We start from the raw sequence: 12711 nt of genomic DNA on the forward strand, positions 1-12711 counted from the left end.
TTCGGGGCTGAAGGGTCCTTATTTAACTAGTTGAAAGAAAGATGATTATTCAAGCCAGTGACCGGTAGCATTATCAATGGGGTGAAGTATTTTGTTATATAGAGGAGAAAATTTCCTTTAATAACTAAAATACACTGAAAGAAGCCAAAATAGGGTAATTAAATTCCCTTATTTAACTTAATACACTATATAAATGTGCTTTATTATCATATAAGGGAAATAAGTTCCTCTATTTACCCCATAATGAGCTTGTATTTAAGATTAAGGGAAAAAAGTTCCCTTATTTTTACCGCTGGGTGAGTAGTTGATGAAATAACAGGCCGTTTTTGATAAAGCTCTGTACCATCAGTCACTCCCCAGCACTTGAAAGGAAACTAAGACTCTTATCGGTTTTTTATGGAGCAAAAAGAACACACCTCCCAACAGTATTTATGGTCCTTTACCATTAGATAGAAAGAGAACAAACTCGGTTCAAAAAAATTTAAAAAACATTCTACTATATTTTGTTTACTAGAAGATTTCAAAGAAATGGTAAACTAATTATGATGGAAGTATTTGTGGTATAGGAGGAAAAAGAAATGAAAACATTCGTCTATATGGTCAGGCATGGAGATTCACCCAAGGAAGGCAAAGAAAGGGTACGAGGGCTCTCAGAAACAGGGCTGATAGATGTGCAGAGAGTTACAGAGATTTTGAAAAGGGAAGGGATTCAAACGATCGTTTCCAGTCCTTATAGACGAGCTGTTTTAACTGTTGAACCGATTGCGAATACAATAGGAGAAGAGGTTGCTATACTGGAAGACCTTAAAGAGAGGGTGTTCTCTTCTGAAGAAAACCGAGTGGACGATAAGCAATTGATGCCGTTGTTAGAGAAGTCATTTGAAGATAAATATTATACTTTAGAAGGCGGAGAATCTAATGCAGATTGCCAGCACAGGGCAGTGGCAGTATTAAGAGAGATAGTAAGAACATTCAGTGGTCAAAAGATAGCGATTGGAACCCATGGAGCGGTCATGACATTAATGATGGGCTATTTTGATGAGAAGTATAATAGCTTGAAATTTTTACATAGTACCACCAAGCCGGACATTTATCGGATGGAGTTTGAGGGGGAAAGGCTGGTGGGGGTGGACCGGTTGTGGCCGCCTCTCTGAGGATTAATTATATAATCTATCTGGTAATCAACTACAGTAGGTTGGGGATTGGCACTTAAATATGAGTGATAACGAGATTAAGTAAAAAAACAGCAGAACTGGCATACTGTAGCTTGAGACCATGATAAAGAAAAAATTTTAGTATGGTCTCAAGTAGGTCTCTGAATAAAAAAGAAAGTATTTCATCAGTATTGGTTAACAATCTCCAAAAGCCTATCCTGGTTTTCAGTAGATACACTCTCAGCTAATCTGGCAGCCGCAATTATAGGAGCCCATTCGAAAATGTCCGACCTTGATAAGCCGGTTTTTTGACAGTAAAGACTCACGTACTTTTCGGCTAAGTCTGGGTAGAATTGAGAGTAGAGCAAATAGGTTCGGTAGACATCTGCCCGGATATCGCCTGCACTGGAATCGACCCAGTCAATAATGACCACTTTATTATCTGTCAGAATCAGATTAAATAAGTGAAAATCCCCGTGGCACAGCCTTTCTTCGAACTGAATGGAATTTAATTTGCTGAGCAAGTTGGATTTTTGCCTTTTATCGAGCTGTGAGACAGATGCTATTTGACTGCTCAATTTATCTCTCATCCGCTCTAGGGACTTCGGAATAATGCGATGAATCTGCTGCTGGAGGTCGACGGACATCATCAAATACTTTTCAGCCTGCCCCTTATCCTCAAAGAATAATTCGCCCAAAGTTTTTCCCTGGACATATTCCATTGTGATTGATTGTTTTCCGTTTATCCTTGAAACATCCAGCACTTCTGGTACAGGGATGCCTGCTGAATGAGCAAGTTTCTGCTTAGAGGCTTCCTTCATTGCTTCTGAGCTTGGCAGGTGATTGTTAAAAATTTTAATCACCTTGTTTTCATGCAGAAAGATTTCTGCCGTGTTACCGCTTGCTATCGGATTTCCCAGGTAAATAGAATTCATTGGAGTTCTCCTGTTATTTCTATACTAAAATAATAGATTTTAACTTTTGCATATTCGCTGTACTTAGAACTAAAAAAGATCTGTCCATTTTCACACTGCCGATTTTCTGATAGTCTGGTAATATAATCTTACGAAAAGAGGGGAAGTGTTAAAAATTTTGCAACTGCTGATGGCAATAATCGGACTGCTGTTTTTAGGTGTCGCCTTTTATCATTTTTTCATTGATTCCAGCTATTTTCCATCTGCGATCATTTTAATCCTGGGTTTGACGCTGTTTGTGTACAGGGGCTTTGAAATTTTCACTGATAGAAGAGTAAATAAGAAGTCCTCTTAGAATCCTGTTTTTTTGTAAGTGCAGGGTTCTTTTATGATTGTTTTCAAGAACAAGGAGTATCTTTTGCTATAAATCACTCTTTTTGTCTTCAACCCTTCCCTGTAACTCTTTTTATAGAATCCCAATCCAAAGTGAAAAATTTCGAATAATCCTCCAAATGGAAGTCCGCTATATCACTTTTGGCTTGAAAAAGACAGGTCGGAATCCCAAGCTCCCTGGCCGGCAGTAAATCTAGTTCTCTATCTCCGATGGCCAAGTCGATCCCATGCTTCTCATGCAAGTAAATATAAGCTTCCGGATGCGGTTTGCGTGCAAATCCGTCCTCAATGGTGACGATATCTTCAAAATATTTCTCCCATCCATAGTGTTTCAAAATTGCTGAAACACCGGCTCTGCTTTTGTGCGTCATGATGACATTTTTATCAGCGTACTTTAATATTTCCTCGACATGATCGTATGGCTTCATCTCACTCGGAAGCAATTCCTTCCTTAATACGTTCATTTCATCCTGCTGTTCCTGTGAAACCTGATAATGATCCATTGCATGAGAGTAGGACACTTTCAGCTTATTATAGATTTCTTCTTGGTCATAATCATCTCCGAGTACCATTGAAAGCACCTTGGTGTACGCGGGGTATGTATCGAATAAAGTGCCATCGAAGTCCCATAGAATATTCATTGAATCATCCTTTTTAGTTTTATAATCTAATAAATTCGCCAATTCAACGCTGACTCCTTCATTAAAGGAGAAATGAATTCTACATTATAAATAATTGACATGAACATTTCACAATCAGAAAAGGGAAAATATGTTAAGGTGAGAGTGAACAGAAAGAACCATTTGAAAGGAAGAGGTTGAATTTAGATGTTTGACTATATAATGATCGCTGCTTTTCCAGTGTTCGCTATTTATAAAATTTATAAAAACAGGGATCTTTTGAAGAAGTTCTCCAAGACACAGATAGTCGGTATTGCGCTATCTTATTTAGCTGCAATCTCATTAGCATTAGTTTGTATCTATTATTTCGGTAATTGGGCTGCCGGATTCGCTCCTAATTGCATCATAAAATTTATCATTTCAATGGCAGTCATCCTTGCTTCGCTATTGATAAGTATCTCTATTTTGAATAAGGTCTTAGAAAAGCTGACGAATGGCGTCCTTCCCAAACAATAATATATATACCAGGCTCTTTACGTAAACTTTGTTGCTATTTGATACTAATTCCGAAAAAGTAACCATATTAAGAGGCGGAAAATCTCGGAAGACTGAAAAGAATAAAGCTACTCTTTCCAATAAGAGATAACACTCCTAGGATCTGGGGATATTCGAAAGCAACAATATATGCGAAAACAGCCTTTCGCAAATATATTAGCATTGCTCTTAGCGTCTATTGCAAATCGGACGGCATCCGTTCTGCATCATAAGCACATACGTTCATGCACAAACTTGTCTGTTCCTGTTTTAAACCAATCTTCGAGATGAGCATGATCCTCCTTAGTGCCCATTTAACATTCAGCGATGCCCTTTTTGTGACAACATGAAACACCTTCCTATCAAATTAAAATCAAACTTTTTCCCAATATTAAAAACATTGACTCTAACTAAAAGGAGTGATCTTTATGAAGAAGAAAAAACGGTCGATTATGAGAACCATTATACTATTAATCTTATTAAGCGCAGTGACATACACCCTGTATGCCAATCTATATAACAAAGATGAATTAAATAAAGTGAGAGTGAATGATCAAGCGCCTAATTTCACTCTCCCCAGCATTGATGGCGAAAAAGTGAACGCGAGCGGGTTTGAAGGAAAAGCTCTGCTCATAAACTTTTGGGGCAGCTGGTGCGGACCATGCAAAAACGAGATGCCCGCTATTGAAGAAGCATACAATCAATATAAAGACGATGGGTTTGAAGTGCTTACTATCAATATCAGGGAATCTGAATTCGCGGTGAAAAAATTCCTGGAAAGTAACAACCTTTCTTTGCCTGTAGTGATGGACAAAGAAGCAGAAGTGTATGATGCTTATGCTGTCAGAAATCTTCCCGCATCATTCTTTGTTACTCCAGAGGGAAAAGTGAATAGAATCTATCAGGGTGAAATGACAAGGAAAGAAATCGATAAATGGGTGAATGAGATTCTGCCAAGAGAATCCTTATAGGTATAAATGGGATTCAAGGAAACTAGGAGGAGCTATGATGTATGAATCATGAGGTAATGATCATAGGGGCTGGACAAGCGGGTCTTTCAATGGGCTGCTATATGAAGCAAAGCAGGGCAGCATTTGTCATTCTAGATAGAGCTTCTGAAATAGGAGAAGTGTAGAGAAACAGATATGACTCACTTACTTTATTTTCTCCAGAATTTTATAGATTCTTGCCAGGATTAAAGCTTACTGGATGCCAGAATACCTATCCAGACAAAACGAAGTTGTTGATTACTTAGAGGCTTATGTAATAATATTTTCACTTTCTGTTTAACTAAATAGCAATTAAAGAAGGGCTTATTCTTATAAGTCCTCAAAGGTATTAGCCATCTCGCTGCCCCGTACTTTGAAAATACGGTCCAATAGCAGTATTTTCTTAAGGGCACATAAAGTAAAAATACAAGACTTTATCCGAGGGACCTCGACATCTAAATGGTCCGCAAAGTAAAAAACGGGCCGTTATCCAGAAACTGCGAAATCCCAATGGCCGGAAAAGTCAAATTTCAAACATCTTCCGCAATCTCTTTTCGATTCGGTGCCAGGGGAGGCTGTTCAAGCCACTTGTTTTTAGTCATAATATTGAACCACTTTTTGGTTACTGTAAGATTTTTGAGAATGATTTTTTCATACGTCATAGCCAAATCCGTTCTCATAGCGGAAGCAAGGCCTGTTCCATGATATGATTGCGCAGTTTGCAATAAAAATCCAACATGATAGAGCATTAATTTGTCAGATAAAGGAGCTTCTCGGGAATCCGTAATTTCCGTTTCCCATGACATAGGGATAGGCAAATTATCCTCATGCAGTATTTTGCCGAGTGACTGAATTTGATCATCGGAGGTTTTTTGTGATGATTTTAGAAATTCTCTGACTTCTTTGGATTGAGTTACTTGGCTGAAGCCCATTGAGAGAGCTTTCCCTAAGATCTTCTTTTTCATATTCAGCGAAAGGGCAATGATCTCTGTAGCTGCCAGTGGTCTTTTATCACCAAATCCATCAAGAAATTCCGAACCGTTAACAAAGGTTGGTCTGTCTTCCGGATAAAAGCAGGGGTCTCTCTGGAAGTGCCCCATCTCAAGCAATAACTCAGTGGTTTGATGGTACATCTTTTTGGCATCATTATCACATTCATCATAGAACTGCCGTAAATCTCTTCTCACGGATGAACTAAGAGCCGTTGTATGTCCCAACAAACCGTGAAGAGTCATTATATGGAGGTAGTGTAAACAAAAGATATCGGAGAATAATCGTTTGGCTCCTTTAATCAAGTCAGAATCATTGAAACCCGCCGGAACGGAAAAGCCTTCTTTTTCAAGGAAAGAGATAATCTGGCCTTTTTGTTTGTTAAATAAATTCAGAGCTTCCTCAAAAAGGGATTTGATTCTGTCATCCTCAATAATCGACACCATATATTTGTTTACACAATCTACAGCCGTTCCGTTTATGTATTCTCCCCAAAGTGTTCCTATTTCAGCTGACGTTAGCTTTATATCTTCTTTATCCATGGTATCACCTCAGCCCTATTTTCCCCTATACTCAGCAAATTATCATTCTTCTTAGGGGATTAAAAGAATGCCCTGTCTTTAGATGTGGATAAAATCTAAATATTTTCATTTCATAATTCTGCTGCGTATTTAATGGTATAAGTAAAGGAGATGTATAACTTGAAAAAAATCTTCTTCATTAGTTTTTTATCTGCCTCTCTATTCTTTCTGGCTGGCTTACTAACGGGATCCGAAATGATCACCTTCATATGTGGAGGAATCGGTTTATTCTGTCTGGCCATTTCCGGCATACTATCAGGAGCTTTCATAAGCGGTAATCAAATCAGGGCCAATACTTCTACTGAAACAAAAGAGAAAAGAAGGAAGAGGATAAGAATGATGTATCTGTTTGCATTACTGGGAGCTCCGCATTTTGCGGCAGCGATTGTATTGACGCTGCAGCCTTAAAAGGTTAGAAATTGATTTTGAAAGGTACAAGATTTTTCTGAGGTATTAAGAGGAAGGTAAAATTACTGCCTGTTTTACCACTCGGAAATAAGAAGTAAAACAGGCAGTAACAGGTTTTTATCTTAAAAATGCTTCTTAGCTAATTCTTTTATGGCACTGACTAATTCATCAGTATTCCCTTCAAATAAGTGAAAGTTCAAGGATGACTTCAATTGGTCATCTTGGAAACTGAACTCATCCTCTTTGTTGAACTCAGCTGACCAATGTATGGCAGGAATGGAAACGATGAATCTATTGTCAGGTGTCAGGTGAAGGTATACTTCGGCCGTCTTATTTCCAGATATATTAATCTTCTCATAAGAGGTAATCATTCTTCATCACTCATTTCGATAATATGTATGGACACATTATATCAAAATTCCTTTCAGAAAAGAATTATTAACCTAGGTTCAATATGCTGTTTAGACAGTAAAAAGAAACCAAGTTTAAAGTGAGTTATTATTCCATCTTCAAATCTATAATTCTGCTCAGTGAAATACCGAGGGGAGAGAAAAAATCTGAATGCATATCATGTTTACACTCATTCTGTTTAGTTTGAAGTGGTAAGAATCAGAGATATTTTTTTAAGGTAGAAGTAAGGACAATACGTAGAGAATGCAGGTGAATGGAATGAATAAATCAATCAGTTTTCTCACCATATTTGTGGTGCTTACTGCTTTTTTCCTTGGGGCTTGTGTTTCGGATGAAGAAGTATTGAAAGTAGAGGATAAAACCTTTGCTAAAATGCTCATTGTACAAAAAGTGGAAAATGATACTTCTGATGAAGCATTAACCCAAAGTATTTCTGATGAATCTAAGGTAGAGGAGACATTGAAATTGGTAAGCGGATTAAAAGTAAAAGAAATCAGCACCGATGAGTTTTTCGATGAGCTGAAATCGCAAAACAGCTATTCTTTCTCTTTTTTTAAAACAGAGCAAGATATTTCCGGGATGGTTCCCTATACCTTCTATGCATTAGAGGACGGCACCATGATGTTTACTTTTGACGGACCCGAATCTTTAAAACAAAAAACCAGTAATAACAATTGATGCTGAAAAAGAGCTTTTGGATAAAATTAAAGCTCATCTTGAGATAGAATTTTAAAAATGTAAAAGCTGTTTGATATTTTTCAGCCACAGTCTCTATCTTTCAGGCGAGAGACAAATAAAATTACATATCTATCACTGCCTGTTTCGGTTACTGGCGGAGATTTAAAAAACAAAAAGGGAGCAAATTCACTCATGAATTATATCCCAATTTTGTTGTTTTATCATTTTACTAAGAGATTTAACATTCCACAATTTAAAAACCATTTCCTAATAGAAATTCATACTTTACTATAATAAAAACAAGAAGATTTCGAGAAACTTAAGGAGAATAAGTCATGAAAAAGAAGATCCAATTCATCTCCATAGCCGTTATATTCGTTATTATTTTATTGTTTAGTACTTATAAGTTGATGAACTCCAGAACCTTTCAATTATTTGGCGGACTAACCAATAAGGTAGAAACAGATCAAAAGGCAGTTGCGTTGACCTTTGATGATGGTCCAACTGATAATGTTGATGATATTCTAGCTGTGTTAAACCAATACGAAATTAAAGCAACTTTTTTTCTTATTGGAAATGAAATCGAAAAGAGGAAAGAAGAAGCTGAGAAGATTGTTGCAGACGGACATCAGGTTGGAAATCATTCTTATTCCCATCAACGGATGATTTTTAAAACTCCTTCCTTTATTAAAGAGGAGATTGAAAAAACAGATAGGTTAATAGAAAGCATTGGATACGAAGGTGAGATAGACTTCCGTCCGCCAAATGGCAAGAAATTAGCTGTTTTGCCTTTTTATTTACATAGAGAAGGGAAAGAAACGATTACTTGGAATATTGAACCTGATCATGCGGTGGATAAAGTGGAGTATGTGAAAAGAAATATAGAGAATGGTTCGATCATCCTTCTGCATCCTATGTATGATGAATCTGGGGAGCAACTGCAATTGCTCGAAAGTATTATAAAGTTATTAATAGATGAAGGATATGAGTTTGTTACGGTGAATGAACTGCAGGAATTAGATCTTTAATAATATGGATGCTATCCGAAAATACTTAAATGCATTGAGCTGGTTAATTCTTTCACAATCTGAGCGTCTTTGATTGTCCTATAAAAGGTCAATGGACAAATGACCTAAAGGGTATTTTGATGAGTACTATTTTTCAACCTGGGAATCATCTTCTCTGTCTTACTATTTGTTTGTATTTATTCCAGCTTCTCAAGCTTACTGCGCTCAATCCTATAAGCATCAGGAGAAATTGAAAGGCGTCTCTGTTTAATTCTAAAACGAAGGCAATGCCCGCAGAAATCGGAATTAAAGCCAACGTTAAAATGGCGATCCATTTATAAACATAGGGATTTTCTTTTTTCGTATTCATTCTTTATGACCTCCTGCTTTACTCATCCTCAGTGGGCAGGCAATAAAGTTTCGGCTCTCTTACTCATACGATTAGAATGACTAAAAGTTTCAGAAAGAAGAGGACGCTGAATTTCTTTTAGGAGAATTAGGACCAGACAAGAGGGACAGGTGCAGCTGCAGAGCAAGGTACACAGTTAAAAAGAATCCCACCACCTCTTTAAGTGCAGTCTAAGTTTTTTTAGATATTTCCAGCATCCTATTCTAAAAAAAGAGAAGACTGAAATTTGTGATTTACTGACATGAATCCAGCCCTTTTTCAATACACTATTTCTGAGGTGAAAAATATGCCAAGAGTGAAATATAGAGATTCAGACATTGCCTTAATGGCTAGGATGATGCGCGCTGAAGCTGAAGGAGAAGGTAAGCTAGGCATGTTGTTTGTTGGTAATGTGATTGTGAATCGTGCGAAGGCTGATTGTTTAGATTTCAAAGATGTGAGAACCATTAATGATGTGATATATCAAGTACAAGGGGGCAATTACTCCTTCGAAGCTGTCCAAAAAGGGAACCTGTTTTATAACCGAGCAAGATCAATTGAAAAAAAACTGGCAAAGCAAAATTTAAATTATTGGCGCCAGCACCCTGCAAAATATGCACTTTGGTATTTTAATCCTTATGCTCCATGCCCTCCAACTTGGTATGGGCAGCCTATTGCTGGTCAGTATAAAAATCATTGTTATTATGAACCAGTAGGCGGGACGTGTGACAGTGTTTATTGATAAGAGTGTTAGAATTGAGTCGTCATTGAAGAAGGAACCTCCTGGGGTGTCAGGGGGTCCTTTTTCTATTTTCGATGGTGCTTGCTTCAGGGCAAAAGGAAGCCGGTAAATCTAATAGGGCCATTTCAATCGGAAGGTGTGATTGGCAGCCATTCGATGATAAAATGAAGAAATAATATTCAGGGAAGGAGAATGGTCATGAAGATTAACCTGCTAGTGTTTGTCTCTTCTGTGAAGGAGAAAAACCAGTTGGAAGCACTTGTGAAAACATTTGAATCAACCATCCGGCCCTACAATGGCGATATCATTGCGGATCCTGGATTTGACGCTGATTTCCATAACGGATATGAAGTGGTGAAAGTTACCATCGATTATGCAGCGGATGAGTGCTGGGTTTCCCTTTCACCGCTCCTGATTGAAAAAGAAGACATTTCTTCCACAGCCTACATAGAAAAACTGAAAAATCATGGCTGGAGAGTCTTAACGAAAGAAGAGCTGTCGTAATGAGATATGTTAAGCAGGGTGAAAAGAGTACCAAGATAAAACCATGTGGATTTTGAAGGAGCCTTAATGATGAAAGTGAAGTTGTTAGCAGGCACTTAAATCCTTGATTCATTGATACTCGCCATAGATCTCTGAACGATTTTTGCAATGCCTATATTTTTCACTAAAGATATTTGATTTTGGGATACAGCATCATGATAACCTGTTTGATCTTTGGATTGATTAGTGTAGAGGAACATCAGAAAAGAGGAACGGCTATTTTGCTGTTCCCTTTCATCCTATTTTACTTAAGATCTTCTTTATTACAGTCTGAATCCTGAAAGAAACTCAAGAAATTCCTTCTGCTCTTTATGCAGGTACTTGATAATTGAGTAAATGTTTGCCCCTGGTAAATTGAAAGTATTCCTCCTCACTTCCAGCATCCTTCCTTCGAGCAATTCCCTTCGGACCGTCGACGAAGGAAGGTAGGAAACCCCAAGTCCTTCAACGATAAACCGTTTGGTTATATGAATCTGAGAAACTTCCATCATCCGTGCAGCAGGGTAGAATCTTTTTACCGTGGAGCATAAATCATCCCAGTAGTCTGGATGATTATGGGTCAGTAAATAATTGGATTCCAGAAGTTCCTCTTCCTCCAAAGGATAAGCGGATTCAGAATCCCTTCCATCATGAGGAGCCACCAGGATGACCTTGTCCGAATACAGTTTTGTGCTCTCAATCTGAGGATGATAACTGTGAAGGCAGGATAAACCAAGATCCACTTTTTCCTCCAGCACAGCCTTTTCAATGTCATGTGATTCAATGATTTTGACTGAAATCTCTACCTCTGGATGCCTTTTCACATACTGCTTAAGAACATATGGCAGCACATTGTCGGCGATCAAAGGAGATATGGCAATAGACAGTTTTGCCGTATAGCCCTGGCTGTATGATTGCAGTTCTGTCATTCCATCTTCGTATAGGCCGATCAATTTCTGTGCATGTTTCAGATATAATCTGCCGGCTTCAGTGAGTTTGATGCTTTTTCCTTTTCGTTCAAAAAGAGATACGCCCAATTCTTTTTCAAGCAGCTTAATATGCACGGTGACCGAGGGCTGTGAAATGAAAAGCTGTTGAGATGCCTTTCTGAAATTATTAAATTGTGCTGCTGTGATAAATGTCCTTAACCAGCTAAGTTCCATTAGAGCACCCCTTATTAAAATGACTAATCAAACTCTTTAAATATATTTAATTTTCTTAATTATATAGCCATTATACAATAAAGGTAATTAAATGAATAAGGAGATGAGTTGCAATGTATCGACAGGGATTAAAAGGAATTGTGGCAGCGCAAACGAAAATCAGCCATATAGACGGTGAGAAAGGGATTTTGGTATATCGGGGCAGGGAAATCCGGGAACTAGCTGAAAGACTTTCCTTTGAAGAAGGAGCTTTCCTGCTGTGGAAGGGCTATTTGCCAAATACGGCAGAGTTGCAAGAGCTAAAAACTCAGCTCATTCAGAACCGTAGTTTATCACAGACCATGAAGGATGTTATAAGCAGTCTTCCGGAAGACATGGATATGATGAGCGTGTTGAGAACCGCCATTTCAGCTGAAGGTTCTGCAGACTTTTCCTGGAAGCCTTCAATCGACCAGGCAATAAGGCTTACGGCTGTCATTCCTTCGATCATCGCTTTTAGAGGAAGCCTGATTAGTAAACGTCCGTTTCATGAACCTAACAAAGAATTGAGCCATGTTGCGAATTATTTATACATGTTGACGGGCAGCACTCCTTCCCAGGCAGTGGTCAATGCGCTGGAAACTTATATGGTTCTGACCATGGAACATGGCATGAACGCCTCAGCTTTTTCAGCCAGAGTGACAGCTTCAACAGAATCTGACTTGGTTTCCTCCATCACCTCTGCCATCGGTACAATGAAGGGGCCGCTTCACGGAGGTGCTCCCTCAGGAGTCATTGATTTATTAGAAGAGATAGGAACACCTGAAAGAGCAGAAAGCGTGATTAGAGAGAAGCTGCAAAAAGGAGAGAAACTGATGGGATTTGGACACAGAGTGTATAAGACTCATGATCCCCGCGCCATCGCTCTGAGAAACAAACTGCTGGAAGAAAGCGGTGCCGACAACTCGCTGGATCTTGCTCTCCATGTCGAAGAAACAGCCATAGAAGTGTTAAAAGAAGTGAAACCGGGACGTGCACTGTACACTAATGTAGAATTCTACGCAGCCGCTATCATGAAATCGATTAATTTGAAGACAGAACTCTTCACCCCGACATTCACCGCCAGCAGAATCGTCGGTTGGACGGCACACGTGTTGGAGCAGGCGGAGAATAATGTCATCTTCCGACCGCAGTCTGAGTATGTTGGGGAGATTTTATAGTAATATTTGCAAACGTCC

Annotated in this window: 17 protein-coding genes; 11 read left to right on the top strand and 6 right to left on the bottom strand. The window is 38.5% G+C overall.

Going from position 1 to position 12711, the window contains the following annotated elements; genetic code table 11:
• The first annotated feature begins 578 nt into the window (after positions 1-578).
• The gene (locus FZC78_RS11545; RefSeq protein WP_148939856.1) at positions 579-1154 is read left to right on the top strand and encodes a histidine phosphatase family protein; all 576 of its coding nucleotides are present in this window, start codon (positions 579-581) and stop codon (positions 1152-1154) included.
• A gap of 185 nt (positions 1155-1339) precedes the next feature.
• Here the strand turns inward: FZC78_RS11545 and FZC78_RS11550 are convergent, their stop codons facing one another.
• Complete coding sequence (locus FZC78_RS11550; protein WP_148939996.1) at positions 1340-2080, bottom strand: phosphotransferase family protein; 741 nt, start codon at positions 2078-2080, stop codon at positions 1340-1342.
• 154 nt (positions 2081-2234) lie between these two features.
• On the opposite strand from FZC78_RS11550, the gene FZC78_RS11555 reads away from it, so the two are divergent.
• Positions 2235-2423, top strand: a complete 189-nt coding sequence (locus FZC78_RS11555) for a hypothetical protein (RefSeq protein WP_148939857.1) — start codon at positions 2235-2237, stop codon at positions 2421-2423.
• An 88-nt stretch (positions 2424-2511) separates the two neighbouring features.
• Here the strand turns inward: FZC78_RS11555 and FZC78_RS11560 are convergent, their stop codons facing one another.
• A complete protein-coding gene (locus FZC78_RS11560) occupies positions 2512-3102 on the bottom strand; it encodes an HAD-IA family hydrolase (RefSeq protein WP_148939997.1) in 591 nt (196 codons plus the stop codon).
• 186 nt (positions 3103-3288) lie between these two features.
• Between FZC78_RS11560 and FZC78_RS11565 the strand changes: the two genes are divergently transcribed.
• The 3 genes from FZC78_RS11565 to FZC78_RS11575 all read left to right on the top strand — a co-directional run bounded on the left by FZC78_RS11565 (position 3289) and on the right by FZC78_RS11575 (position 4750).
• Entirely contained in the window at positions 3289-3597 is a 309-nt protein-coding gene (locus FZC78_RS11565; protein WP_148939858.1) for a hypothetical protein, read from the top strand.
• A gap of 446 nt (positions 3598-4043) precedes the next feature.
• A complete protein-coding gene (resA, locus tag FZC78_RS11570; RefSeq protein WP_148939859.1) occupies positions 4044-4586 on the top strand; it encodes a thiol-disulfide oxidoreductase ResA in 543 nt (180 codons plus the stop codon).
• 41 nt (positions 4587-4627) lie between these two features.
• Positions 4628-4750 carry an NAD(P)-binding protein gene (locus FZC78_RS11575; RefSeq protein ID WP_148939860.1) on the top strand — a complete coding sequence of 41 codons (123 nt, stop codon included), beginning with the start codon at positions 4628-4630 and terminating at the stop codon, positions 4748-4750.
• 384 nt (positions 4751-5134) lie between these two features.
• Here the strand turns inward: FZC78_RS11575 and FZC78_RS11580 are convergent, their stop codons facing one another.
• Positions 5135-6136 carry a DUF3231 family protein gene (locus FZC78_RS11580; RefSeq protein ID WP_148939861.1) on the bottom strand — a complete coding sequence of 334 codons (1002 nt, stop codon included), beginning with the start codon at positions 6134-6136 and terminating at the stop codon, positions 5135-5137.
• A 159-nt stretch (positions 6137-6295) separates the two neighbouring features.
• Between FZC78_RS11580 and FZC78_RS11585 the strand changes: the two genes are divergently transcribed.
• Positions 6296-6583: a DUF5316 domain-containing protein gene (locus FZC78_RS11585; RefSeq protein ID WP_148939862.1), complete on the top strand. Its 288-nt coding sequence runs from the start codon at positions 6296-6298 to the stop codon at positions 6581-6583.
• A 122-nt stretch (positions 6584-6705) separates the two neighbouring features.
• Here FZC78_RS11585 and FZC78_RS11590 read toward each other — a convergent pair whose 3' ends face one another.
• Positions 6706-6954, bottom strand: a complete 249-nt coding sequence (locus FZC78_RS11590) for a YueH family protein (RefSeq protein ID WP_148939863.1) — start codon at positions 6952-6954, stop codon at positions 6706-6708.
• Between the two features lie 298 nt (positions 6955-7252).
• Here FZC78_RS11590 and FZC78_RS11595 point away from each other — a divergent pair, with 298 nt between their 5' ends.
• Both FZC78_RS11595 and FZC78_RS11600 read left to right on the top strand, forming a co-directional pair.
• Positions 7253-7672, top strand: coding sequence for a hypothetical protein (locus tag FZC78_RS11595; protein ID WP_148939864.1), 420 nt, complete (start codon positions 7253-7255; stop codon positions 7670-7672).
• A gap of 335 nt (positions 7673-8007) precedes the next feature.
• On the top strand, positions 8008-8700 hold the full coding sequence (locus FZC78_RS11600) for a polysaccharide deacetylase family protein (RefSeq protein ID WP_148939865.1): 693 nt from the start codon (positions 8008-8010) through the stop codon (positions 8698-8700).
• A gap of 145 nt (positions 8701-8845) precedes the next feature.
• Here FZC78_RS11600 and FZC78_RS11605 read toward each other — a convergent pair whose 3' ends face one another.
• The gene (locus tag FZC78_RS11605; protein WP_148939866.1) at positions 8846-9049 is read right to left on the bottom strand and encodes a hypothetical protein; all 204 of its coding nucleotides are present in this window, start codon (positions 9047-9049) and stop codon (positions 8846-8848) included.
• A 325-nt stretch (positions 9050-9374) separates the two neighbouring features.
• Here FZC78_RS11605 and FZC78_RS11610 point away from each other — a divergent pair, with 325 nt between their 5' ends.
• Both FZC78_RS11610 and FZC78_RS11615 read left to right on the top strand, forming a co-directional pair.
• A complete protein-coding gene (locus FZC78_RS11610) occupies positions 9375-9809 on the top strand; it encodes a cell wall hydrolase (RefSeq protein WP_148939867.1) in 435 nt (144 codons plus the stop codon).
• Between the two features lie 198 nt (positions 9810-10007).
• Positions 10008-10313, top strand: coding sequence for a hypothetical protein (locus FZC78_RS11615; RefSeq protein WP_148939868.1), 306 nt, complete (start codon positions 10008-10010; stop codon positions 10311-10313).
• Positions 10314-10615: 302 nt separating this feature from the next.
• Here the strand turns inward: FZC78_RS11615 and FZC78_RS11620 are convergent, their stop codons facing one another.
• The gene (locus FZC78_RS11620; protein WP_148939869.1) at positions 10616-11494 is read right to left on the bottom strand and encodes a LysR family transcriptional regulator; all 879 of its coding nucleotides are present in this window, start codon (positions 11492-11494) and stop codon (positions 10616-10618) included.
• A gap of 113 nt (positions 11495-11607) precedes the next feature.
• Here FZC78_RS11620 and FZC78_RS11625 point away from each other — a divergent pair, with 113 nt between their 5' ends.
• A complete protein-coding gene (locus tag FZC78_RS11625; RefSeq protein ID WP_148939870.1) occupies positions 11608-12693 on the top strand; it encodes a citrate synthase/methylcitrate synthase in 1086 nt (361 codons plus the stop codon).
• Positions 12694-12711 lie beyond the last annotated feature (18 nt).

The organism is Rossellomorea vietnamensis (genome assembly GCF_008180415.1).
GTDB classification, from domain to species: Bacteria; Bacillota; Bacilli; order Bacillales; family Bacillaceae_B; genus Rossellomorea; species Rossellomorea vietnamensis_C.